Annotated in this window: 24 protein-coding genes and 1 tRNA gene; 18 read left to right on the plus strand and 7 right to left on the minus strand. The window is 64.0% G+C overall.

Features of this window, described 5'->3' with window-relative positions; all coding sequences use genetic code 11:
• Positions 1-85: 85 nt before the first annotated feature.
• Positions 86-175: transfer RNA gene (locus ACWGTO_RS00380), tRNA-Ser, on the minus strand.
• A 370-nt stretch (positions 176-545) separates the two neighbouring features.
• On the opposite strand from ACWGTO_RS00380, the gene ACWGTO_RS00385 reads away from it, so the two are divergent.
• The 3 genes from ACWGTO_RS00385 (at position 546) to ACWGTO_RS00395 (ending at position 2348) form a co-directional block, all read left to right on the plus strand.
• Positions 546-1256: a 50S ribosomal protein L21 gene (locus tag ACWGTO_RS00385; RefSeq protein WP_454572914.1), complete on the plus strand. Its 711-nt coding sequence runs from the start codon at positions 546-548 to the stop codon at positions 1254-1256.
• Positions 1257-1355: 99 nt separating this feature from the next.
• The gene (gene rpmA, locus ACWGTO_RS00390) at positions 1356-1625 is read left to right on the plus strand and encodes a 50S ribosomal protein L27 (RefSeq protein WP_015315190.1); all 270 of its coding nucleotides are present in this window, start codon (positions 1356-1358) and stop codon (positions 1623-1625) included.
• 135 nt (positions 1626-1760) lie between these two features.
• Positions 1761-2348 (plus strand): GNAT family N-acetyltransferase, encoded by a 588-nt coding sequence (locus ACWGTO_RS00395; RefSeq protein WP_454572915.1) that lies wholly within the window; start codon positions 1761-1763, stop codon positions 2346-2348.
• Positions 2349-2528: 180 nt separating this feature from the next.
• Here the strand turns inward: ACWGTO_RS00395 and ACWGTO_RS00400 are convergent, their stop codons facing one another.
• Positions 2529-3392, minus strand: coding sequence for an endonuclease/exonuclease/phosphatase family protein (locus ACWGTO_RS00400; protein ID WP_454572916.1), 864 nt, complete (start codon positions 3390-3392; stop codon positions 2529-2531).
• Positions 3393-3562: 170 nt separating this feature from the next.
• Between ACWGTO_RS00400 and obgE the strand changes: the two genes are divergently transcribed.
• Together obgE and proB are read left to right on the plus strand one after the other, a co-directional pair.
• Entirely contained in the window at positions 3563-4594 is a 1032-nt protein-coding gene (gene obgE, locus ACWGTO_RS00405; RefSeq protein ID WP_454572917.1) for a GTPase ObgE, read from the plus strand.
• A 2-nt stretch (positions 4595-4596) separates the two neighbouring features.
• A complete protein-coding gene (proB, locus tag ACWGTO_RS00410; protein WP_454572918.1) occupies positions 4597-5724 on the plus strand; it encodes a glutamate 5-kinase in 1128 nt (375 codons plus the stop codon).
• 24 nt (positions 5725-5748) lie between these two features.
• Here the strand turns inward: proB and ACWGTO_RS00415 are convergent, their stop codons facing one another.
• Positions 5749-6237 carry a hypothetical protein gene (locus ACWGTO_RS00415; RefSeq protein ID WP_454572919.1) on the minus strand — a complete coding sequence of 163 codons (489 nt, stop codon included), beginning with the start codon at positions 6235-6237 and terminating at the stop codon, positions 5749-5751.
• A 78-nt stretch (positions 6238-6315) separates the two neighbouring features.
• Between ACWGTO_RS00415 and ACWGTO_RS00420 the strand changes: the two genes are divergently transcribed.
• The 3 genes from ACWGTO_RS00420 (at position 6316) to ACWGTO_RS00430 (ending at position 9977) form a co-directional block, all read left to right on the plus strand.
• Positions 6316-7596 (plus strand): glutamate-5-semialdehyde dehydrogenase, encoded by a 1281-nt coding sequence (locus tag ACWGTO_RS00420; RefSeq protein ID WP_454572920.1) that lies wholly within the window; start codon positions 6316-6318, stop codon positions 7594-7596.
• A gap of 204 nt (positions 7597-7800) precedes the next feature.
• Positions 7801-8433, plus strand: a complete 633-nt coding sequence (locus ACWGTO_RS00425; protein WP_454572921.1) for a nicotinate-nucleotide adenylyltransferase — start codon at positions 7801-7803, stop codon at positions 8431-8433.
• Positions 8434-8696: 263 nt separating this feature from the next.
• Positions 8697-9977: an MFS transporter gene (locus tag ACWGTO_RS00430; protein WP_454572922.1), complete on the plus strand. Its 1281-nt coding sequence runs from the start codon at positions 8697-8699 to the stop codon at positions 9975-9977.
• A gap of 93 nt (positions 9978-10070) precedes the next feature.
• Here ACWGTO_RS00430 and ACWGTO_RS00435 read toward each other — a convergent pair whose 3' ends face one another.
• A complete protein-coding gene (locus ACWGTO_RS00435) occupies positions 10071-10925 on the minus strand; it encodes a mechanosensitive ion channel family protein (RefSeq protein WP_454572923.1) in 855 nt (284 codons plus the stop codon).
• 240 nt (positions 10926-11165) lie between these two features.
• Here ACWGTO_RS00435 and rsfS point away from each other — a divergent pair, with 240 nt between their 5' ends.
• The 10 genes from rsfS (at position 11166) to ACWGTO_RS00485 (ending at position 20465) form a co-directional block, all read left to right on the plus strand.
• Positions 11166-11543: a ribosome silencing factor gene (gene rsfS, locus ACWGTO_RS00440; RefSeq protein ID WP_454572924.1), complete on the plus strand. Its 378-nt coding sequence runs from the start codon at positions 11166-11168 to the stop codon at positions 11541-11543.
• 62 nt (positions 11544-11605) lie between these two features.
• Complete coding sequence (gene rlmH, locus ACWGTO_RS00445; protein WP_454572925.1) at positions 11606-12088, plus strand: 23S rRNA (pseudouridine(1915)-N(3))-methyltransferase RlmH; 483 nt, start codon at positions 11606-11608, stop codon at positions 12086-12088.
• A 209-nt stretch (positions 12089-12297) separates the two neighbouring features.
• Positions 12298-13641, plus strand: coding sequence for a murein hydrolase activator EnvC family protein (locus tag ACWGTO_RS00450; RefSeq protein ID WP_454572926.1), 1344 nt, complete (start codon positions 12298-12300; stop codon positions 13639-13641).
• 1 nt (position 13642) lies between these two features.
• Positions 13643-14968, plus strand: coding sequence for a S41 family peptidase (locus tag ACWGTO_RS00455; RefSeq protein WP_454572927.1), 1326 nt, complete (start codon positions 13643-13645; stop codon positions 14966-14968).
• 180 nt (positions 14969-15148) lie between these two features.
• Positions 15149-16327: a divergent polysaccharide deacetylase family protein gene (locus ACWGTO_RS00460; protein ID WP_454572928.1), complete on the plus strand. Its 1179-nt coding sequence runs from the start codon at positions 15149-15151 to the stop codon at positions 16325-16327.
• A 5-nt stretch (positions 16328-16332) separates the two neighbouring features.
• Positions 16333-16851: an RNA pyrophosphohydrolase gene (locus ACWGTO_RS00465; protein WP_454572929.1), complete on the plus strand. Its 519-nt coding sequence runs from the start codon at positions 16333-16335 to the stop codon at positions 16849-16851.
• 295 nt (positions 16852-17146) lie between these two features.
• Positions 17147-18280: an alanine racemase gene (alr, locus tag ACWGTO_RS00470; protein ID WP_454572930.1), complete on the plus strand. Its 1134-nt coding sequence runs from the start codon at positions 17147-17149 to the stop codon at positions 18278-18280.
• A 90-nt stretch (positions 18281-18370) separates the two neighbouring features.
• Complete coding sequence (locus ACWGTO_RS00475) at positions 18371-19627, plus strand: D-amino acid dehydrogenase (RefSeq protein WP_454572931.1); 1257 nt, start codon at positions 18371-18373, stop codon at positions 19625-19627.
• 71 nt (positions 19628-19698) lie between these two features.
• On the plus strand, positions 19699-19980 hold the full coding sequence (locus ACWGTO_RS00480; protein WP_454572932.1) for a type II toxin-antitoxin system TacA family antitoxin: 282 nt from the start codon (positions 19699-19701) through the stop codon (positions 19978-19980).
• A complete protein-coding gene (locus ACWGTO_RS00485; RefSeq protein ID WP_454572933.1) occupies positions 19977-20465 on the plus strand; it encodes a GNAT family N-acetyltransferase in 489 nt (162 codons plus the stop codon). The genes ACWGTO_RS00480 and ACWGTO_RS00485 overlap by 4 nt, the downstream gene beginning before the upstream one ends.
• Before the next feature lie 55 nt (positions 20466-20520).
• Here ACWGTO_RS00485 and ACWGTO_RS00490 read toward each other — a convergent pair whose 3' ends face one another.
• From ACWGTO_RS00490 to ACWGTO_RS00500, 3 genes are all read right to left on the minus strand, one after another.
• Positions 20521-22674, minus strand: coding sequence for a phospholipase D-like domain-containing protein (locus tag ACWGTO_RS00490; protein ID WP_454572934.1), 2154 nt, complete (start codon positions 22672-22674; stop codon positions 20521-20523).
• On the minus strand, positions 22671-23111 hold the full coding sequence (locus ACWGTO_RS00495; protein WP_454573490.1) for a hypothetical protein: 441 nt from the start codon (positions 23109-23111) through the stop codon (positions 22671-22673). Before ACWGTO_RS00495 ends, ACWGTO_RS00490 begins: the two co-directional genes overlap by 4 nt.
• A gap of 117 nt (positions 23112-23228) precedes the next feature.
• A complete protein-coding gene (locus ACWGTO_RS00500; RefSeq protein WP_454572935.1) occupies positions 23229-24110 on the minus strand; it encodes a LysR family transcriptional regulator in 882 nt (293 codons plus the stop codon).
• Positions 24111-24231: the final 121 nt, after the last annotated feature.

The raw sequence follows: 24231 nt of genomic DNA on the forward strand, positions 1-24231 counted from the left end.
CTCGCCAGAGGTGCAAGGGATGGTGCAAGTAAACCCTGCAGCGGTAAAAGAAATATAGTTAAAACAATATCTTATGGGAGATCAATGGCGGAGAGGGAGGGATTCGAACCCCCGATGGGCTTGCACCCATGCCGCATTTCGAGTGCGGTGCATTCGACCACTCTGCCACCTCTCCGCGGTCATGGTCGGCCGTTGCCGGCGCGGCGCACTAGATAACGGCTGGGCGGGCAGGTTACAAGGCCAAATCCGCGGGGAAATTCAGCTTCCTGTGGGGGCTCTGCCGGGAGAGCTGTGTTTGCGGCCGCGTCGACAGGCGAGGCCGACCAGCCTTCGACCGCAGGGATCGGGCGCGACAAGCAGCCAGCATGACTAAGGAATCCGGCCGTTTGCCTTGACTTCACCCGAACCTTCGGTTAGGGGAAGCGCGCAATCGGCGTGGAGGGTTCTTCCGCGCCGCTTGTTTTTTGAACCCGCAGACTGACAAAAAGACGGCCGAACCGCGTAAGGCGGTTCATCAAGGCCGACCGAACAGCGAAAGGCAAAAAATGTTCGCAGTCATTAAAACGGGCGGTAAGCAGTATCGCGTTGCCGCCAACGATCTCCTGAAGATCGAAAAACTCGAAGCCAATGTCGGCGATATCGTCGAAATCGGCAGTGTTCTCGCGCATGGCGAGGGCGAGAATGTCACCTTCGGCGCCCCGTTCGTCGATGGCGCTCTGGTCACGGCGGAAGTCGTCGAGCAGGGCAAGAACCGCACCGTCATCGCTTTCAAGAAGCGCCGCCGGCAGAATTCGCGCCGCAAGATCGGCCACCGCCAGCTTCTGACCACCGTGCGGATCGCCGAGATCCTGCTGGGTGGCGCCAAGCCTTCCAAGAAGGCCGCCGCCAAGCCGGAAGCAAAGGCTGAGGCAAAGGCTGAAGTCGCTGCCGAGGCGAAGACCGAGGCCGCGCCGAAGGAAGCCAAGGCCAAGAAGGAAGCCAAGGCTGAGGCTGCCCCGAAGGCGGAAGCCAAGGCTGAGACCGCTGTCGCTGCGCCGTTGTTCAAGGCGCCGAAGGGCGAGCCGGACGATCTGACCGTGATCAAGGGCATCGGCCCGGTCGCCGCCAAGGATCTGGCCGAACAGGGCATCATCACCTTCGCGCAGCTGGCCAAGCTGACCGACAAGGATGTCGCCAAGATCGACGAGCACATGCCCTTCAGCGCCGACCAGATCAAGGACTGGCGCGAGCAGGCCAAGGAACTGGCGAAGAAGTAAAGCGAGCCGGCGACAAGGTCGCCGGTAGAGACTTGAAACGGAACGCGAACGCGTTCATAAGACCATTCAAGCGCCCCAGGGCGCATCGGAGTTAGTTAGATGGCACACAAGAAAGCTGGCGGCTCGTCGCGCAACGGTCGCGACTCGCATTCCAAGCGTCTGGGCGTGAAGAAGTTCGGCGGCGAAGCCGTCATCCCGGGCAACATCATCATCCGTCAACGCGGCACCACCTGGCATCCCGGCGTCAATGTCGGCATGGGCACGGACCACACCCTTTTTGCGCTTGAGACCGGCGCAGTCACCTTCAACAAAAAAGCCAACGGCCGAACCTATGTATCGGTCAATCCGATTACCAAAGCCGCGGAGTAGCCGGTTCCGCACTATAAAACCGGCGCCCATCTCGGGAACCGGTGTCTGGAAGCCAAAAGGTTTGGCAAAGCCAGGAAAAGGATCAGGGGAGATGGGTTTTCCATCTCCCCTTTTTTCTTGCCTGGAGGACTTAAAATGGTTGCCGAAGCGGAAGACACCGAAGACGAAAGTTACGCGATAGACTGCCCGACGCTGGCCACGGAGCGGCTGGTGATGCGGGCGCCCTGCGAAGCCGATATCGCGCAACTGGTCGAGCTTGCCGACAACCGTCATGTCGCCGAAATGCTGGCCCGCATGCCGCATCCCTATGGCGAGGCCGAGGCGCGCGCCTTCCTGGCCATGACGCGGTCGCGCCGGGCAGGCATTGCCTATGCGCTGACGCTGGCCGGCACCGACACGTTCGTCGGCTGCGCCGGGCTCAACATGACCGATCGTGGGCTGGAACTCGGCTACTGGATCGGCGAGCCCTACTGGAAGCGCGGCTATGCGACGGAGGCCGCGCATGCGCTGGTCGACCTCGCGTTCCAGCGGACCTCGACGCAGGTGCTGCAGGCCTCGACCAGGGTCATCAATCCGGCCTCGCGCCGGGTCATCCACAAGTGTGGCTTCCAGTATGCCGGCCAGGGCATGCTCAACTCGATCGTCGCCGGCCAGGTGCCTGTCGAGCGGTACAGGCTGGATCGCAAGACGTGGATTAGCCTCCGCAACTGGGTCCACTTTTAGGTGGGTCGATATTCAGGTGAGGCCGGTCTGCGAATGACGGCTTCTTGCGCTTCCGGTGCTCACGTACTTGAGTACGCTCCGCTCCGGTTCTCAGAAGCCACCATTCTCGACGCGGCCTGACCTGAATCTCGACCCACCTAGGCGCGTGCCGCGAGGCCAGAAGGTCCGCGAAGTCGTGGCTCAGCCCATCTCGACCCAGACGGGCAAATGGTCGGAACCCACCGCTTTCTGGTCGACCCACAGGCGCTTCAGCGAGCCGGCGAGCGAGGCTGAGGTGAAGATGTAGTCGATGCGTTTGTGGCGGCCTGTGTCCTCGGGCCGGTTGGGGTCGACCCAGGTGACGAGATCCGATGCATCGAGGCGCTGGGCGACATCTACGGCGAGATCGGCGGTCAGCGGCATGCCGAACTCGTGGTCCGGACGGCCGACGAGTTCGACATACTCCGAGGAGCCGGGCAGCATGTTGAAGTCGCCCATGACGATGAAGGCTTCGGGATAGGGCAGGTCAGGCAGGCCGATCTCGGGAATGCCGGAGAGACCGCCGCCCTCGAGGGCATAGTTCAACAGGCGCTGGCGCAGAAAACGGATCTGGCTGGCGCGCTCAACCGGACTGCGATGGTCGAGGTGGGTGGAATAGAAGCGCACGAAGCCGAGCGGGGTCTCGATCAGCGCCTCGAGCGCACCGCGCTGGAAGTTCATCGCCTCCAGGCTGCGGCTGCGCGGCAAAAGCAGATTGCGCGACAGTTGGATGGGCGTCTTCGACAGCACCATGTTGCCGAGCTGGAAGGTTGTGGTGATGGCGCGGCCTTCCTCCAGGCGCGAACCGACATTGACTTCGAAATTGCTGCCATAGGCGGCAAAATACTCAGGCAGCGCTTCGCCGATCTCGGTCACCATGTCGCGGTTGCCGTTCCTCGGGTTGTTGCGGGTCACTTCCTGCAGCGCAATCACGTCGGCGCCGCGCACCGCGTCGGTGACGCGGCCAAGATCGTATCGGCCATCGAGCCCGATGCCGTACTGGATGTTATAGGTGACAACCTTCATTCCCGCCCCCCTCACGCTCCGTCCCGCGAACACAGCTACTGCGTCCCCGGCAAAAGGGCATCAGGCGCTTTAGTCGCAAATCGGCCTCGCCCTTCGGTCCGCCTTGGTTTAGAGCAAGGCGCAAGGGTAGAGCAAAGCCGCAAGGCCAACGGCAGAAACTGCGTAGTCCAATGAAATTTCTCGATCAAGCCAAGGTCTATATCCGCTCCGGTGACGGCGGCGCCGGGTCGGTGTCGTTCCGGCGCGAAAAGTTCATCGAGTTCGGCGGCCCGGATGGCGGCGACGGCGGCCGCGGCGGCGATGTATGGCTGGAAGCCGTCAACGGGCTGAACACGCTGATCGACTATCGCTACCAGCAGCATTTCAAGGCCAAGACCGGCGTTCACGGCATGGGCCGCAACATGACCGGGGCCAAGGGCGCCGACGTGACGCTGAAAGTGCCGGCGGGAACCCAGGTGTTTGCCGAGGATAATGAGACGCTGATCTGCGACCTGACCGTGGTCGGCCAGCGCTATTTGCTCGCCAAGGGCGGCAATGGCGGTTTCGGCAACCAGCATTTCAAGACCTCGACCAACCAGGCGCCGCGGCGCGCCAATCCCGGCCTGCCCGGCGAAGAGATGAACGTCTGGCTGCGGCTGAAGCTGATTGCGGATGCCGGCCTCGTCGGCCTGCCCAATGCCGGCAAGTCGACCTTCCTGGCGGCGGTGACCGCGGCCAAGCCGAAGATCGCCGACTATCCCTTCACCACGCTGCATCCCGGCCTCGGCGTTGCCCGCATCGACGCGCGCGAATTCGTAATCGCCGACATTCCGGGCCTGATCGAAGGCGCGCATGAGGGCGTCGGCATCGGCGACCGTTTCCTCGGCCATGTCGAGCGCACGCGGGTGCTTTTGCACCTGGTCTCGGCGCAGGAAGAGAACCCGGGCAAGGCCTACAAGACCGTGCGCGCCGAGCTCGAAGCGTACGGCAACGGCCTGACCGATAAGGTCGAGATCGTGGCGCTCAGCCAGGTCGACATCCTTGACGCCGATGAGCGCAAGAAGAAGGTTGCTTCGCTGAAACGCGCCGCCGGCCGCGCGCCGATGCTGTTGTCGGCCGTCACCGGCGAAGGCGTCGAAGCGGTGCTGCGCGCGCTGATGGCGGTGGTTGGCGAAGCGCGCGACAGGGCTACGGCCCCCGTCGAGACCCGCTGGAATTCATAACGATGACGGCGCAGTCGCTGACAAAATACCGGCGCATCACGGTCAAGATCGGCTCGGCCTTGCTTGTCGACCGCACCAGCGGGCTGAAGCGCGACTGGCTGGCGTCGCTTGCCGACGACATTGCGGTGCTGGCCAATGGCGGCGCCGAGATTCTCGTCGTGTCGTCCGGCGCCATTGCGCTCGGCCGCACCATTCTGGGGCTCGGCAAGCGGGCGCTGAAGCTTGAGGAAAGCCAGGCGGCAGCGGCTGTCGGGCAGATCGCGCTGGCCGGCGCGTGGTCGGATGCGCTGGGCAAGGGCGCGTTGAAGTCGGGCCAGATCCTGCTGACGCTCGGCGATACCGAAGAGCGCCGCCGCTACCTCAATGCCCGCGCCACGATCTCGACGCTGCTCAAGATGAAGGCGGTGCCGGTCATCAACGAGAACGACACGGTGGCGACCTCCGAAATCCGCTATGGCGACAATGACCGGCTGGCGGCACGGGTGGCGACGATGATGGGCGCCGATCTGCTGGTCCTGCTCTCCGACATTGACGGGCTCTACACCGCCCCGCCGGCTCGCGATCCGCAAGCAAAATTCATTCCGGTGGTCGACCGCATCACGCCCGATATCGAGGCGATGGCGGGGGCCGCTGCTTCCGAACTGTCGCGCGGCGGCATGCGCACCAAGCTCGATGCCGGCAAGATTGCCACGGCCGCCGGCACCGCCATGATCATCACCTCGGGCACCAGGCTGTCGCCGCTGATGGCGATCGAACGCGGCGAACGCGCCACCTTCTTCAAGCCGAGCGCCAATCCGGTGAAGGGCTACAAGACCTGGATCGCCGGCCAGCTCGAACCGGCCGGGCGGCTCACCGTCGATGCCGGCGCCATCGGTGCGTTGCTGTCGGGCAAATCGCTGCTGCCGGCCGGCGTCAGGCTGGTCAGCGGCAATTTCTCGCGCGGCGACACGGTGGCCATCCTCTCGCCCGAAGGCCGCGAGATCGCGCGCGGGCTGGTTGCCTACGATGCCGCCGATGCTGTCAGGATCGCAGGCCTGAAGACCGCCGAGATCGAAACCGTGCTCGGCTACGAGGCGCGTTCGGCAATGATCCACAGAGACGATCTGGTGGTGAGCAGCGCTGCGGACTGAGGTGCAACCTCGTGACTACAGGCACTAGTTCTTGTGTTCAGGAGGCCATTTGGGTGGATTGCGGTACCTCTCCTGAACGTCGCGCTGAGTTTTCAGCAGCTCGCTGCAGCCTCCCATCTCGGCTTCGATGCCAGCCTTGGCTCGCCGATCTACTTCGGCTTGGGGAACATCCTTATCGTCTCCAACGACGGCATCGCGGATGAGCGTGTCGGTCGTCACTATCTTCGCTGCCTTTTCCTCCTTCGCTCTTTTCTCGAGTTCGGCCTCAAGCCGCGCTCGCGGCCCACATCCGTGGAATTCCTCGACAACGATGCTGATTTGGGAAAGCGATGTTGGCGGCGCGCCGCAATAGCGTTCGGCAAGCGCGAGCTGCACCATCAAGCTGTACATCATCAGGGCCTTGCCGTCGGGGCTCTCGCCGGGTTCGATCTTGTCGTCGCAATAATCGGCGGCGCGAACGCCTGTCGGCAAGAGCATCGCTCCGAGCGCAACCAGGATTATGGCTCTGTTCATTCTGCCCCCTCAGCCTTGCGGCCATTGCCGCGAAGGCCAGCCGCGTGTAAATCCACCAAGCTTCACCGGAGCGGTCAGATGCTGAAAAAACACCAAGGCGAAGATGTAGCCAGTTTGATGACCGATATCGGCCATCGCGCCCGCACTGCCGCTCGACCGCTGGCCATCGCTACCACGGCTGCGAAGAACGCCGCGCTGCTGGCCATGGCGGATGCGATTGTTCGTCGCGAAGCTGAAATCCTCCAAGCCAACGCCATCGACGTATCGAATGGCCACGAATCAGGGCTCTCCGGTTCCTTCATGGACCGGCTGAAGCTCGACCCAGCGCGCATTCGCGCCATGGCGGATGGCATCCGTGAAATCGCCGCACTCAAGGATCCGGTCGGCGATGTCATCGCCGCCTGGGATCGCCCCAACGGCCTGCATATCGAGCGCGTGCGCACGCCGCTCGGCGTTGCCGGCGTCATCTATGAGAGCCGGCCGAACGTGACGGCGGATGCCGGCGCGCTCTGCCTCAAGGCCGGCAATCCGGTGATTTTGCGCGGCGGTTCGGATTCGCTCAATTCATCCGCTGCCATCCATGCCTGCCTGGTCGAAGGGCTGAAGGCCGCCGACCTGCCGGAAGACGCCATCCAGTTGGTGCCGACCACCGATCGTGCCGCTGTCGGCGAAATGCTGAAGGGGCTCTCCGGCAATCTCGACGTCATCATTCCGCGCGGCGGCAAAAGCCTGGTCGGTCGGGTGCAGAGCGAGGCGCGGGTGCCGGTCTTTGCCCATCTAGAGGGGATCTGCCATCTCTATATCGACCGCTCGGCCGATCTCGACATGGCGGTGAAGATCGCCGTCAACGCCAAGATGCGCCGCACGGGTGTCTGCGGCGCCGCCGAGACGTTGCTGGTCGATCGTGCGGTGGCATCAACGCATCTCGTCCCAATCCTCGACGCGCTGCGTGCGGCCGGCTGCGAGATCCATGCCGATCTCGAAGTAATGAAGCTGTTCGTCGACGCCAAGCCGGCGACGGACGCCGACTGGGTGACCGAATATCTCGACGCCATCATCGCGGTGAAGCTGGTCGACGGGATTGCCGGCGCTATCGACCATATCGAAACGTTCTCCTCGCACCACACCGAGGCGATCATCGCCGAGGATCCACAAGCGGTCGAGCGCTTCTTCAACGAGATCGATTCGGCGATTCTCCTGCACAATGCCTCGACCCAGTTCGCCGATGGCGGCGAGTTCGGCATGGGCGCCGAGATCGGCATCGCCACCGGCAGGATGCACGCGCGCGGCCCGGTCGGCGTTGAGCAGCTGACCTCGTTCAAATACCGCGTGCGCGGATCGGGACAGGTGAGGCCTTGAAGCCGGTTGTTCACAAGGCCTGAAGCTTGCATCCAGGCACACCCCTCTGTCCTGCCGGACATCTCCCCCGCAAGGGGGGAGATCAGATGTCTTTACGGCTTTCGCCAATCTCCGGCGTGGGAAGAAGCGCGTTATCGATGGAACTGCCAATCTCCCCCCCCGCGGGGGAGATGTCCGACAGGACAGAGGGGAGTGCCTAGCGCGATGCTATCCACGTCGGCGCCTGCCATCCCCTCGCCCTATCTCCGCATGCCGCACGCCGAAAAGGGCCTCGCCGTCGGCCTGTTCGGCGGCTCGTTCAACCCGCCGCATGCGGGCCATGCGCTGGTGGCCGAAATCGCGCTCAGGCGTCTGGCGCTTGACCAGCTATGGTGGATGGTGACGCCGGGCAATCCGCTGAAGAGCACCAGGGAATTGGCGCCGCTCGCCGACCGGCTGCTTCAGTCGGAGCAGATCGCCAAGAACCCCAAGATCAAGGTCACTGCCTTCGAGGCGGCGCACCATATCCGCTTCACCGCCGACACGCTGGCGCTGGTCAAGGCGCGCAATCCGGGTGTCGATTTCGTGTGGATCATGGGCGCCGACTCACTTCGCGATTTCCACCGCTGGCAGCGCTGGCGCCAGATCGTCATGACCTTCCCGATCGCCGTCATCGACCGTCCGGGCGCGACCCTGTCTTTCCTGTCCTCAGTCGTTGCCAAGACCTTCGATTATGCCCGCGTCGACGAGGGCGACGCGCCCAGGCTTGCCCGCATGAAAGCGCCGGCCTGGACTTTTATTCACGGCCCGCGGTCGTCGCTGTCGTCCAGCGCTATTCGCAGGCAGGCGAAGGGGTAGGGCGTTGGCTCCCCTTCTCCCCTTGTGGGAGAAGGTGGCCTCGCGAAGCGAGGTCGGATGAGGGGTGGTGGAAGGGTCGCCGCGCTCAAAAATTTAGCGCTTGGAATTTCTCAGTCTTTTAACGCTTCACTCCGCTGGAACACCCCTCATCCGTCTCGGCGCTTCGCGCCGATCCACCTTCTCCCACAGGGGGAGAAGGGAAGACCGGCCGATGTCGCTTTTGCGGCGGCCTTTCATTGTCGCGTAGGCGATCCTGCCCCGACATGGCCACCCCAGCAAACCAAACCGGCATCGACCCGCAGCACGGCGCCCCGCCGGCGCCGGTGATCGCCATTGCCAGCGTTGTCGTGTCGATGGCGCTGATTGCGGTCGGCAACGGGCTGATGTTTGCCTATATCCCGGTTCGGCTCGGCGTCGAGCGTTTCGATCCGACCTGGGCCGGGCTGATCATCACCGGTCTGTCGGCCGGCGGCCTTGCCGGCTGCATCCTGACCGGACCTCTCGTCAGAAGGGTCGGGCATGCTCGCGCCTTCATGGTGCTGTCGGCGCTGATTGCGCTGTCCAACGCCGCCATCGGCGCCGGCACCTATCCGCTGTTGTGGATTGCGGCGCGTGCGCTTTACGGCTTTGCCATTTGCGGCCTGTTCATCGTTGCCCAGAGCTGGCTCAACGATGCCGTCGCCAACGCTATCAGAGGCCGGGTGATGGCGGTGTTCTACGTCGCTTATGTCGCCGGCCTCGGCGTCGGCTATGCCCTGCTGGCGGCGGTCGATATCGCGACGGCCGAAGCGCCGCTGATCGGCATTGCCTTCACCGCGCTGTCGATCCTGCCGGTCGGCATGACGCGGCTCGCCCAGCCGCCACCGCCGCAGGCCGCGTCCGTGGCGCTCGGCCGCGCCTGGCGGATTTCGCCAGTGGGGGTGGCCGGCATGCTTGCGGTTGGTGGCCTATCGATGGCGATCTCGGGATTCGCGCCGATCCACGCCACGGCCAAGGGCTACAGCCAGGCCGATGTGGCGCTGCTGCTCTCGGCCATGCCGGTCGGCACGCTGATCCTCCAAATACCGCTCGGCTGGATCTCTGACCGTACCGACCGCCGCTACGTGCTCGCAGGTGCTGCAGCACTCGCCATCGTCGCCGGCTTGCTGGCCATCGGCTTCGATGGCGGCGCGCTGGCAGTGCTGGTGGTGATCTATGTGATCTGGGACGGCGCGTCGGAATCGATCTATTCGCTGGCCAGCGCACATGCCGCCGACCGCGCCGGCAAGGACGACATGGTGGCGCTGTCGAGTTCGCTGCTGTTTGCCTGGTCGCTGTCGGGTTTCATCGTGCCGGGCATCGTGACGGCCCTGTCGGCCGTCTATGGAACGCAGGCCTTCATCTATGTGGCCATCGTCATCGCCACCGTCTTTTGCCTGTTCGTGCTGTGGCGGGTGGCGACGACGCGCGCCGTCCCCGCCACGGAGACCGGCAGTTTCGCGCCGATGTCGGCACAGGCGCCGTTGCCGGTAGAGCTCGCTTACGCCCCGGGAGAGCAGCGCTAAAACAATTCCAGGAAAAGTGTGAAGCGGTTTTCCCGGAAAAAGCGTAGCGCTTTCCCTTGGGAATTGCTGAAGGAAAGGAACAGTTCCACAGACCTACTGTCGGGTGGCGGATGCCTCCTGTCGGGCCTCCGGCGGCGGTGCCGGAACCGAGATGGCCTCGGCGTCGAAGGCCTGCTTGACGCGTTTGGTAACATCGATCTGGGTGGCGAAGAAATCCGCCGCTGACGTCCAATAGCGCAAGGTGATGGCGACGCTGGCATCGCCGACCGTGGCGACGAAGGCGATCGGCGCCGGCTCGCGCCTCACGCGACGCTCGCCACTGGCGACGCCGAGCATGGTTTTCTGGGCGAGATCTATGTCGTTCCACGAGCCGATGGTCAGCGTGATGTCGGCGCGGCGCACGCCATTGCGGGTGAAGTTACGGACGGGCTGGTTCCACAGGGTGGAATTGGGCGCCAGCACATAGACGCCTTCGACGGTCCTCAGACTGGTGGCGAACAGGCCGATCTCCTCGATGGTGCCGGCGATGGCGCCGACCTCGACATATTCGCCGATGCGAAATGGCCTGAGCGCAAGAAGCATGATGCCGGCGGCGATGTTCTGCAGCGTGCCTTGCAGCGCCAGTCCGATGGCGAGACCAATCGCGCCGATGGCGGCGATGATCGAGGCCGTCTGCACGCCGAACTGGCCGAGCACCATGATGACGACCAGGATCAGGATGGCGTAGCGCACGATCTTCGAAAAGAAATGGCGCAGCGTCGCGTCGAAGCCATGGATGTGGCCGAGCCCGGCAAAGATCGAACGTTCGGCAAGGCCGGCCACGACGTAGCCGACCACCAGCAGGATGATGGCGCCGATGGCGGAAAAGGAATAGGAGACAATCAGCGTGCTGAGTTGCGCAAGCCCTGCCTGCACGGTGAGAAGCGTGTTTTGGGGGTCGATAGGCATCAGGAAAATCCGGTTGGGGGAGTGTCGATAACCCCTGCGGACGCCATGGGTTCCGATTTTTTTGAAGCCCGGCGGAACCGCAAGGTAGGCGCCACGTTCGCGCTGGCAGGACGCGCGTCTTGAAACTGCAACGGAACTCTGCCTATCTATGGGGTGTCACCTGATTTCATGGGTGATTTGGTTGTTCTTGCTGCGAAAGGAAATACACTGAGAACAGCACTGCGGAAGAAGGCCGACATCGTGCCTTCGCCGGCCGGGATCAGCGTAGACGACGCCGTGTCCCGCGCCATCAAGACAGTCCTTGCCAGTCTGGAAGACTCCAAGGCCGAAAATATTGTCTCAATCGACATTCAGGGGAAATCGAGCCTCGGCGACTACATGGTCGTCGCATCGGGCCGATCGCACCGTCATGTCTCGGCTGTCGCCGACCATCTCCTCAAGGCGCTCAAGGATGCCGGACTCGGCATGGCGCGCGTCGAGGGGCTGTCCGGCGCCGACTGGGTCCTGATCGATTCAGGCGACATCATCGTCCATGTCTTCCGCCCCGAAGTCCGCGAATTCTACAATCTTGAAAAGATGTGGCAGGCGCCGGATCTCGAGGAAGAGACCTTGCACTGAGCTCCGTCTCATGTCGTAACCGTCGTGGGTGCGACATGGGCTGAAAGCTCGGCGAGGCAGGGATGAAAATATCAGTTCATGCCGTGGGCCGGATGAAAACCGGCCCCGAGAGAGAGTTGGCCGACCGCTATTTCGAGCGTTTCGCCAAGAGCGGCCCGGCGATCGGCCTCGAATTCTCTGGTGTCGCCGAGATTCCCGAAGGCCGCGCCCAGAACGCCAATGAGCGCCGCCGCGAGGAAGGCCAGAAGCTGCAGGCGCAGCTACAGCCGGGCACGGCGCTGTTCCTGCTGGATGAACGCGGCAAAAACCTGTCCTCGGACGATTTTGCCACCCGCATCGGCCAACTGCGCGACCGCGGCCGCAAGGCGCTGGTCATCGCGATTGGCGGCGCCGATGGTCACGACCAGCCGCTGCGCGACCAGGCCGATCTGGTGCTGTCGTTCGGCGCCGCGACCTGGCCGCACCAGCTGGTGCGTGTCATGCTGGGTGAGCAGCTTTACCGCGCGGCGACGATTCTTTCAGGCCATCCCTATCATCGTTCGTAAACCGGTGGGTTGAGGTCAACCGTACCGATTTCCGCCCCAATGCACCGCTGTTTTATGCTAAAGCGCGCCAGGTGGCACACTTTAGGTCTTTGGTTTTATGCATGTCGTTTTCCCAAAACCGAGGTCACTTTTGGGCGACATGCATTCGGCCTCGGTTTCGATCATGGTTGATGGTTCGTTAACGAAGCCACGCATAGAGTCGGGCTTCAATGTCTGAAAACGGGAAATCAGGAACGGGCTTCCGGCACGCGCGCTGCGGCATCGCTGCAGCAGTGGTTTTGCTGTCGCTCGGGCTTGCGCGGGCCGAAAACACGCTCGACGTGGCGCCCGACCCCGATCAGAGCCGCGCCGAATATGAGAAGGTTTCGGCCGAGATCACGCTGTCGTCCGAACGGCTGGCCAAGCTTGCTGCCGACATTGCGGCGGTCAAGAAGGACCATGCCTCGATCACCGCGGCGCTGATCCAGTCGGCGATGACCGAGCAGAAGCTCGGCCAGGACATCGAGGATATCGGCGCCAAGCTCGAAGGCCTGAAGGGCGAGGAGCAGAAGATCCGCGTCTCGCTGGCGGCGCGGCGCGACGTGCTGGCCGAGGTGCTGGGCGCGTTGCAGCGCATGGGACTCAATCCGCCGCCGGCGATCCTGGTCAAGCCGGAAGACGCGCTGTCGTCGGTGCGCAGCGCCATCCTGCTCGGCGCGGTGGTGCCGGAACTGCGCCAGCAGACCGACAAACTGCTGGCCGACCTCAAGGAGCAGACGCGGGTGACGGCCTCGATCGAGGCCGAGCGGACCCGGCTGACGGCGGCGGTCGGCGAGCAGACAGCTGAGAAGAAGCGGCTCTCCATGCTGCTCGAAGCCAAGCAGAAGCTCGAGGCGGACACCTGGACCGCGATGGTGGCGGAAAAGCAGCGATCCCAGGCACTTGCGGCCAAGGCCGGCAGCTTGAAGGAACTGATTGCCTCGCTCGAGGCCGACAAGAGTCGCAAGGCGGCGGATGCCGCCAAGGCCGGCGAGCAGAAGGCCGCCGACGGCGACAAGACGGACGCGGATACCACCGCGTCGACCGAGCTCGCCTCGCTGCCGGTGCCGGAAGGCAATCGTCTCACAGCGGCGGCGCCGTTTTCGGCGCTTCAGGGCCAGGTCGCGCTGCCGGTCACCGGCAAGATCAAGCGCCGTTTCGGGGCCGATGACGGTAACGGCGCGGTGATGCTTGGCGACATGGTTGCGACACAATCGGGAGCCATCGTCACGGCACCGGCGGACGGAAATGTGCTTTATGCGGGGCCTTTTCGCTCCTATGGTCAACTCTTGATCCTCAATGCGGGAGACGGCTATCATGTCGTCCTGGCGGGGATGAGCAGAATCAGCGTCGCGTCTGGCCAGTCGGTACTCGCAGGAGAGCCGGTCGGCGCGATGGGAGAGGCCCGGGTGGCAAGCACCTCGGCCTCGAAGAATGGAAATGCCACGCCGGAACTCTACGTCGAGTTCCGCAAGGATGGAAAACCCGTCGATCCGACCCCATGGTGGGCGGACCGCTTCTCTGGAAGGACGTGAAATGATGCGGAAACTGTCGCTTCTTATTGCCGGCGCGCTGATGGGCGCGTCAGCGATGAGCCTGGTCTATGGCGCGCCCGGCTCGACGGCGAACGCTGCAGGCTCCGAAACCTACAAGCAGCTGGCGATCTTCGGCGACATTTTCGAGCGCGTGCGGGCGCAGTATGTGACGCCGCCGGACGACAAGTCGCTGGTCGAAAACGCCATCAACGGCATGCTCGCCTCGCTCGACCCGCACTCCTCCTACATGAATGCCGAGCAGGCGCAGGACATGCGCGTGCAGACCAAGGGCGAGTTCGGCGGCCTCGGCATCGAGGTCACCATGGAGAACGACCTGGTCAAGGTAATCACGCCGATCGACGACACCCCGGCTGCCAAGGCAGGCGTGCTGGCCGGCGACTATATCGCCAAGATCGACGGCCAAGAGGTTCGCGGCCTGACGCTGAACGACGCGGTCGAGAAGATGCGCGGCCTGGTCAATACGCCGATCAAGCTCACCATCCTGCGCCAGGGCGCCGACAAGCCGATCGAGCTCACCGTCGTGCGCGACATCATCAAGGTCAAGGCGGTCAAGTTCCGGGTCGAAAACGACATCGGCTACATGAAGATCACCTCCTTCACCGAAAAGACCTATGACGACCTCGAGAACGCCATCGACACCATCAAGAAGCAGGTGCCGAACGACAAACTCAAGGGCTATGTGCTGGATCTGCGCCTCAATCCGGGCGGCCTGCTCGACCAGGCGGTGAGTGTGTCCGACGCCTTCCTCGACCGTGGCGAGATTGTCTCGACCCGCGGCCGCGATCCGAAGGATGTCACCCGCTTCGACGCCAAGGCAGGCGACGACATCGGCGCCAAGCCGCTGATCGTGCTCGTCAATGGCGGTTCGGCCAGTGCTTCGGAGATTGTCGCCGGCGCGCTGCAGGATTTGCGCCGCGCCACTGTGGTCGGCACGCAGTCCTTCGGCAAGGGTTCGGTGCAGACCATCATCCCGCTTGGCGAGAACGGCGCGCTGCGCCTGACGACGGCGCTCTATTACACGCCGTCCGGCAAGTCGATCCAGGGCAAAGGCATTACGCCCGACATCAAGGTCGACCAGCCGCTGCCGCCCGAACTGCAGGGCAGGGACCTGACGCGCGGCGAATCGGACCTCAAGGGCCATATCAAGGGCGCCGACGAGAGCGATACCGGTTCGGGCTCGGCTGCCTATGTGCCGCCGGATCCGAAGGACGATCTGCAGCTCATCTATGCAGAACAGCTGCTGCGCGGCCAGAAAACCGATCCGGCTTTCCCGCCGAATCCGGAGAAGGCCGTGCTCAACCAGTAACTCGACCAACGGCTCTGGCCGCCTGATCGATGCGATGCAATGCTGCCGGGACCGCAAGGTTCCGGCAGTTTGATTCGGGGGGCGGCTGGAGCGGCGTTCCCAAGGAATGCGCGGGGACGTGCCAGTGGTTGAATTTGCGCTTTCTGAAGCCTTTCGGAATTATGCGCCCGGGGATGCGGCTTGGCTGACATCGGCAAAGACATAGAACGCCCGCTCGGACAGACCGTCCGGCCGCGCGCCGCGTCGCGCGGGTTGAGCGCCCGTGCTGTCGCGACGACACTGGTCGTGCTGGCCGCGGTCGGCATCTCCGGCGCGATCGCCCTGCGCGAAAAGCCGTTCCGCAAGTCCGAACAGGCGGTGGTCTCGACGCCGAAGGTGACGGCGGCAGCGGAGCCTGCCGCGGCGGCACCAACCGCAGCGCCCGCGGCGCCGAAGCAGGAAAAGCCACCCAAGGCCAGCGGGCCGCAGATCATCCATATGCAAACCGAAGGGGGCGATGGTCCGCCCAATGCAGCCATCGTCATCCATGACCCGTCGACGATCGGCCAGAATCTGAAGATTGCGCATATCCCTGACAAGGCGCTGATCGAGGCCAGCGACACCGGCCCGCTGCCGGTACGCGCCGCCGACGGCAGGCGGCCGTTCGACGTCTATGCGCGGCCGTGGTCGGGTTCGCGCGGCGCGCGGGTGGCGATTGTCATCGGTGGGCTTGCGGTGTCGCAGACCGGCACGCAGGCGGCAATCGCCAAGCTGCCGGCGGAAGTGACTTTGGGCTTTGCGCCGCAAGGCAACAGCATCGGCCGCTGGATGCAGGCGGCACGGCAGAGCGGGCATGAGGTCGTCATGCAGGTGCCGCTCGAACCGTTCGACTACCCCAACGTCAATCCCGGCCGCAACACACTGACGGTGGCGGCAAGCCCGGACGACAACCTGAAGAACCTGCGCTGGGCGCTGTCGCGAACGACAAACTATACCGGCGTCATGAACTATATGGGCGCGCGCTTTTCCGCCGACGCGACGGCGATGGGACCGTTCATGGCCGAACTCGGCAAGCGCGGCCTTGCCTATATCGACGACGGCTCGTCCGCGCGGAGCCTCGCTCCCGATCTCGCCCTGAAGGACGGCGTGCCGTTTGTCGCCGGCGATATGGCGATCGATGCCGTGCAGGACCGCGGTGCCATCCTGAAGAAGCTCGACGCGCTGGAAGCCACCGCACGCGCCAAAGGCTCCGCCGTCGGCATTGGCTCGGCTTTCGATCTTACCGTCGACACGGTTGCGGCGTGGGTGCTCGAAGCGAAAAAGCGCGGCATCGAAATTGTGCCGATCTCGGCGGTGGCTATAGATCCGGAAAAAGGTTGACCTGTATGGAGAAGAAGAAAACTGTCGATCCAGAGACGCTGCCGTACCGGCCCTGCGTCGGGCTGATGATCCTCAATGGCGACGGGCTGGTCTGGGTCGGGCATCGCATCGCCGAACCGGACAGCGAATTCGCGGGCACCACGCAGCTCTGGCAGATGCCGCAAGGCGGCATCGACAAGGGCGAGGAGCCGCTGCAGGCGGCCGGGCGCGAGCTATACGAAGAGACCGGCATGCGCTCGGTCACGCTGCTGGCCGAAGCGCCGCACTGGATCAACTACGATCTGCCGGCCGATCTGGTCGGCATCGCCTTCAAGGGGCGTTATCGCGGCCAGACGCAGAAATGGTTCGCCTACCGCTTTCACGGCGAGGCCAGCGAGATCCAGATCAATCCGCCGCCCGGCGGCCATACGGCCGAATTCGATAAATGGGCCTGGCGGCAGATGCGGGACCTGCCCGACTTGATCGTGCCGTTCAAACGCAAGGTCTATGAGGACGTGGTGGCGGCGTTCCGTCACTTGGCGTAGGCGGATTTGAGCAGCCAGGTTCGCATTGTAAGAAATCCATGCTTTATTGGCTGAAGCATGGACGACGCCCGGCAATCGCCCCCTAGCGCTGCGTTAGCGCTGCCCCTCACCTGGCTGCCGCCATCCTCTCCCCGTATAGGGACGGGGAGAGGGGCGATGTCGTCGACGATTTCGCCAATCTCCAGCGTTGCAAGAAGAGAGCGGGCGTTGAGGCCAGCCCTTTCTCCCCGTCCCTATACGGGGAGAAATGTCCGGCAGGACAATGAGGGGCGGCGCCGACCTCCATGTGTCTGCCATGACTGAAGCGAAGGCGTCTCTGCCACAATCCGATACGATCACCGAGGCCGCCGCAGGCGCGATCCTGACCATCGATCTCGGCGCGGTCCGGGAGAATTACCGGCGGCTCAAGGCAAAGCTCGGTGGCGTGCGTTGCGCCGGCGTCGTCAAGGCCGACGGTTACGGGCTCGGCGCGCGGCAAGTGGCGACGGCACTGGTTGCCGAAGGCTGCGATATCTTCTTTGTCGCGCATCTCACTGAGGGTGTCGCGCTGCGCGACGCGCTCGGGCCGTTTCCATCGATCCATGTGCTGAACGGCTTGCCGCCGGGCTCGGAACCGGAGGCGCTCGCGGCGGATCTTGTGCCCGTCATCAACAGTGTGGCGCAGCTGAAGGCTTGGAGCAAGGCAGGCAAAGAGACCGGACGCAAGCTCAAGGCCGCCATCCAGGTCGACAGCGGCATGTCGCGGCTCGGCATGTCGCCGGCCGAGGTTGAGACGCTTGCCCGAGACGCGACAGCCTTCGACGGCATCGACGTGGCATTGGTGATGAGCCATCTCGCCTGCGCCGACGAGCCGGCGCATACGGCTAACGAGCGGCAGTGGCTGGTCTTTGAACGCTTGCGCAAGATGCTGCCCGAGGCTCCTGCTTCGCTCGCCAATTCCTCCGGCATCTTTCTGGGGCCGACGTTTCATTTCGACCTCGGGCGCCCGGGCGCCGCGCTCTACGGCATCAACCCGACACCGGGCGAGGCAAACCCGATGCTGTCGGTGGTGCGGCTGGAGGCAAAGATCATCCAGACGCGCAGCATCGAAAAGGGTGCGGGCGTCGGCTACGGCCATGCGTTTTTGGCCAGCGGCCCCTTGCGCGCGGCGACGATCTCGCTCGGCTATGCCGATGGCTGGCACCGGCGCGCCGCGTCGGCCGCCTGGTTCGAAGGTGTCAGGCTGCCCTTTGTCGGACGGGTGTCGATGGATTCGATCATCCTCGACATTTCGGCGTTGCCGGCCGGGCGGCTGCGCGAAGGCGACCTTGTCGAGCTGCTGGGTCCGTCGCAGAGCGTCGATGACGCCGCCGGCCATGCCGGCACCATCGGTTATGAAATCCTGACCAGCCTCGGCCCCCGCTTCCACCGCCGCTATGTGGACGCATAGGACGAGCCGCGCCCCCTTGGCGGACGCTGCAAAATCCGGCAGACAGGATACGGCGGCCTTCTGACAGATGTCGTCGTGGAGAGTGATGCGATGAAGATCTTCGTGTTGGGCGGCGGCGTGATCGGGGTCACCACCGCCTACTATCTCGCCGAGGCCGGCCACGAGGTCACGGTGTTCGATCGCCAGAAAGGGCCGGCGCTGGAAACCAGCTTCGCCAATGCCGGCGAGGTCTCGCCGGGCTATGCCTCGCCCTGGGCCGGTCCCGGTATTCCGCTGAAGGCGATCAAATGGCTGCTGATGAAGCACGGCCCGCTGGTCGTGCGGCCGGCCTTCGATCCACATATGTGGACGTGGCTCATCAGGATGCTGCGCAACTGCACGGCCGATCGCTACGCCATCAACAAGGCGCGCATGGTGCCGCTCGCCGAATACAGCCGGGACACGTTGAAGGCGCTACGGGAGGCGACCGGCATCGCCTATGACGAGCGGAGCAAAGGCACGCTGCAGCTGTTTCGCACGCAAAAGCAGCTCGACGGCACCGGCGGCGACGTCGAGGTGCTGAAGAAATACGGCGTGCCCTACGAGTTGCTCGATCCCGATGGCTGCATTGGGGCCGAGCCGGCGCTGGCCAGCGTGCGGGAGAAGTTTGTCGGTGGGCTCAGGCTGCCCGGCGACGAGACCGGCGACTGCAAGATGTTCACCGACAGATTGGCCGAGCTCTGCGTGGCGCGCGGCGTCACGTTCGAATATGGCGCGCAGCTCAGGCGCTTCACCAAGAACCGCAATCGTATCGTCAGCCTCGGCGTGGATCAGCGCTCGCGCGCGGCCGACGCCTATGTGCTGGCGCTGGGCAGCTATTCGGCGCGCTTCATGCGCCTGCTGCGGCGCCCGATCCCGGTATACCCGGTCAAGGGCTATTCGATCACGGTGCCGATCAAGGATGCAACGGCCGCACCGGTTTCAACGGTGATGGACGAAACCTACAAGGTGGCGATCACCAGGCTCGGCGACCGCATCCGCGTCGGCGGCACGGCGGAGATTTCCGGCTTCGATCTCAGGCTGCAGGAATCGCGCCGGCGCACGCTCGAACATTCGGTCGGCGACCTCTTCCCGAATGGCGGCGACCTCAAGGCGGCGTCGTTCTGGTGCGGGCTGCGGCCGATGACGCCGGACGGGCCGCCACTGATCGGCCGCACGGAGTTCTCCAACCTCTATCTCAACACCGGCCACGGTACGCTTGGCTGGACCATGGCCTGCGGCTCGGCCAAGGTGCTGTCCGACATCATCTCCAGCAAGGTGCCGGATATCGATGTGCGGGAGCTGGGGCCGGAGCGGTATCAGAGGTAGGGATCGGACAAGCGAAAAAGATACACATTGTGTATGCGGTCGTGTTATGATGGCGGGACAAGGAAATCGTCATGACCGCAAAGACCCCTGAGACTCACGCCAAGCCTGTCAATCTGCGCATCCGTGAAGACGTCCGCAATCTGATTGACCGAGCCGCCAAGCTGCGCGGCAAAACCCGTTCAGACTTCATGATCGACGCGGCATACCGTGCCGCTGAAGACACTCTGCTTGATCAGGCGCTCGTTAAAGTCGATGCGGACAGCTATAGGCACTATCTGGACATTCTAGACCGGCCGCCAAGCGGCGAAGGGTTTGCCCGGCTCATGAACGCTCCGAAGCCCTGGCAGAAATGACGCTGTCGGCGCCGACGCTGCTAACCGAAACGCACGATCTCGAACTTTTTCAAAGTGGGACGGACAGCCTTGATCAATGGCTGCGCCGACGGGCGCGCGGCAATCAAGTCAGCGGGGCGTCTCGAACCTATGTTGTGGCGATGGACGGGCGCGTCGTCGGGTACTACTGCATTTCCTCCGGCGGTCTCGACCTCGCGGATGCGCCGGGATCGATCCGCCGCAATATGCCCGATCCAATACCGGTTGTGGTGCTTGGCCGCCTCGCCGTCGATCAGGGCTGGCAAGGCAAAGGCCTTGGCGCCGCGCTCCTGCAAGATGCAGCTTTGCGTGCGGCCCAGGCGGCGGCCATTTTGGGAGTTCGTGGGCTTCTGGTTCACGCCATATCCGATGAAGCGAAGGCCTTCTATGAGCGTTACGGGTTTGCCGCCTCTCCCAACAATCCGATGACGCTCGCGCTTTCCCTGAAAGTTTCGACGCAGGAGTAACGGGGCTGGACGGGGTTTGAGCTTCAGACCCTTTTTTGCCACCGAAGGATGCCCGTCAAAACGCCTCCTTCACCCAGCCCTTCGAGAATAGCCACCGATAGGCCCACGGGATCGTCACCTTGGTCGAGACCGGGTTCGAATGGGCGACATAGTCGTCGTAGACCGGCTGCATCCTGGCGTAGAAGGCGGGGTCGAGGACCATCATGCCGTTTTCCAGGTCATGGAAGAAGCTGCGGTTGTTGAGGTTGACCGACGAGATCGTCACCAGCCTTTCGTCGATCATCACGATCTTGGAATGCAGCACGACGTCGGGCGCCTTGAATTCGCGGATGTTGATGCGGTCGCCATATTTCTCGACGAACAGCTTGTTGAGCGCGGTCAGCAATTTGCCGCCAATGTCGCCCTTGAGGTCGATGCGGCCGACAATGTCGATCCTGACGCCGCGCGCCAGCGCCCGCTCGATGGCAAGGCTGAGCTTCGGCGTCAAATTGAGGTAAGGGTTGACGATCTCGATATGATGCTGCGCGGTGTCGATCAGCTCGACGAAATAGGTCTCCAGCGCGTGATTGTCCTCGTAGGGCACGGAGATGAAATGGCGCACCGTGCCTGGCGGGCGCCGGCCGTCGGTCCGCACCGGAATCGAGAACGGCCGGGCGATGTTGGTGTCGGCGTCGCGCAGCCACAAGGTCGAGAGATGCGCGGCGAGCGTCTCGACGGTCGCCGGGTCGGCGAACTCTATGTCGAAATCGCTCCAGTTCGAATAGTAGTTCAGCGAGAAGCCGTCGGTCTTGCCGTATTGCTCCAGATCGGGATAGCGCGACAGGTCGATCGGCTTGTGGAACAGGAAGCCGTCATGAATGTTGCGGCCGCCGATGATGACGCGCGAGCGAGCGGGATCCTGCGCCAGCGTCGCCAGCATCTTGACGTGATGGGTCTTGTGCAACGGCGACAGTTGCTCGTCGATCGGCGCGCCCTGATCGGCCCGCCAGCGATATTCCTGCAGCTCGACATTGGGGTATTCGGCCGCCAGCCGGTGCAGCAGCGCGTCGTCCTTGTCGCGTTCCAGCACGTCGGTCACCATGATGCGCACCTTGGTGCCGAGGGCTGCGTGATGGCGGATCAGCCGTTCGAGGACGCGGCCGGAAAAGTCGGCCTTGAACTCCAGCGACGACAGATAGATCAGCTTGAGTTTAGGCGCCTGCGAGAAATCGAGCGGCAGTTCGGGATCGGCCTTGTCGAAAGCGCTGTCGGGCAGCGTCGCACCGAGCAGCGCCTCGACCTTGGCGTTGAAGCCGTCACGCGATTTGCGCAACAGGTTCGGCCGCCCGAGGGGTAGCGAGCAGGTCTGCGACAGCCAGCGGCCGGCGTAGAAGACGCGGGCAAGCTGATCCAGACCGGACGGATCGGGCACCGGACAGCGCTCGTAGCGGCTGTCGAGCGCGGCCAGCGCCGGATACGCAACCTCTTCGCGCAGGATGGTGAGTGGCGCGCCCGCCGGCGCGAGACTTGAGCCGACCTTGAGACTGCAGCGGTTCAGATCCTCGCTGGGGAACAGCGAGACGGTTTGATCGGCCGACAGGCGGAGCCGGAAGGCAGTGCCGCTCGCCACACTGCGCGAGTCACCGCCGGCGCGGATCGTCAGCGTGCCGTCGCAGGCACCCGACAGGTCAACGGGCTGCCGGCCCGACTGGCGCAACACGATCTCGACCGAGCGCGCCTGCAGGCCGGAAAAGCTGAACGTCTTTGGCGCTGAAGGCCGGGCGGCGGCATCGATATAGAGCGTCTGCCGCGACACCCGCCAGCGGCCGACGAAGCGGCCTTCGCCGGCTGTGCCGCTTGCTGCCGGCATCTGTTCGGCGGTAACGGGCTTTGCCAGCTGTTCCAATGTCCGGTAGGTGGCCTGGAAATCACTGTCGGCAATGGCGTGGCGGTCATGGCCGAACCGGCCGGTGCCGTTCGCCCTGTCGATGGCGCCGATCTGGTTGTGGGCAAGCAGCGCCAGAAACTGCCTTGCGTAGTCGCCGGTGCCGGCATCGCCGAAAAACTCAGTGGCAGCGACCTGCCGTCCCGGCGCGTCGGCCGACAGCGACGGCCGCTCGCAATCCGTCGCGCCGGGGAAGAAATCGCAGCTGTGTCTGAGCGGACTGGCGCAGGCGGCAAGGGTTGCGAGCGCCAGCCCGGCCATGACCAGGCAAACGGCGCGACTCATCCGCTCGCCCCGTTCATGGTCTTCAACTGAGCCGGGTCGCGCGGCGGCAGAAAACCTTGCGGAAAGACCTTGCAGACGGGAAGCGCGAAGGTGGCGATCAAAAGCTCGGCCTCGCCGCGCATCTTTTTCGGTGCCGTCCTGTCGTCGCGGATTGCCTTCGCCGAGGCGACGAGCGTGCCATCGCAGGCGCAATGGTTGTGCCGCGCGATGTAGCAGGCGTCATGGACCTGGCAGGCGCTGTCGAGCCGGTCGACCGGCCCGGCAGAAAGGTCGCCGGTGCGGGTGCCGGGACCACAATAATTGCCAAAGACGAAGGGCGAGGGGCGGGCCATGGCAGTGCGGACCGGCTTTGGTAACTCGGCTTCCGGAACTTCGGCCCATGGGTTGGCGCAGGCCGAAAGCACAGCAAGCGTCAAGATGGCTAGAATGGCTCGCATCTTGATCCGCGCCAGCGTTGCAAAGAAATGTCCCACCCGGCGCAGCCAGTCCTCAAATGACCGGCGACATCGCGCTTACTGCCACACGCGCCGTTTTTATGGCAAGGGAATGGCGGCCTACACGAACAGGCTTCGCTCTTTCTCAACCGCCTTGGTGATGAAGTTGGCGACGATCTGGACGCGGCGCAGCGGACGAACCGATTCATGATAGACCAGCCAATAGGCGCGGCGGATCGGCGCCACGATGTCGACCGGGATCAGCTCCGGCATCGAGCGGGCGACGAAGGTGTGGAGGATGCCGATGCCGGCGCCCGAGCGCACCGCTTCAGCCTGACCGAGGGCCGAGGAAATGGCAAAACTGGTGCGCCAGTCCGAGCTGAATTCGGCGGCATAGTCGAGCGACGGGCTGACGATGAGGTCCGGCACATAACCGATCAATGTATGCTTGCCAAGTTCCGCTGATGTCCGCGGCAGGCCATGCGCCTCGACATAGCCACGCGAGGCAAACAGACCGAGCGTGTAGTCGACCAGCTTTCCCGCCACCAGCCTGCCTTCGCTCGGCCGCTCGACGGTGATGGCGATGTCGGCCTCGCGCCTGGACAGCGAGAAGGAACGCGGCACCGGCACCAGCTGGATAGTCAGTTCGCGGTGCAACGCCGTCAGCGCGCCCAGACGCGTGGCGAGGAAAGCGACGCCGAACCCGTCAGGCGCGCCGATGCGCACCGTGCCGGAGATGTCGTCACCTTCGCCCGACACAGTCGAGCGCGCGGCAATCATGTCGCTCTCCATGCGCTCGGCGATGTCGAGAAAGCGCTCGCCGGCCGGTGTCAGTTCGCTGCCGGTGGTAAGCCGGCGAAACAGTTTTGTCCGCAGCGCGTCTTCAAGCGCCGCGATGCGGCGCGAGACGGTGGCGTGGTTGAGTTCGAGGCGCTTGGCGGCACCGAGGATCTGGCCGGCGCGCGCGACTGCGAGGAAGATGCGGACGTCATCCCAGTTCATGGGGATGGTCCGGGTTAGTTGCCGGCGTCGCGTTCCCGCCCACCCCCCTCTGTCCTGCCGGACATCTCCCCCGCAAGGGGGGAGATTGGATATCGTCTCTGCTTTCGCCAATCACCAACGA

It is taken from the genome of Mesorhizobium sp. PL10 (assembly GCF_053714315.1).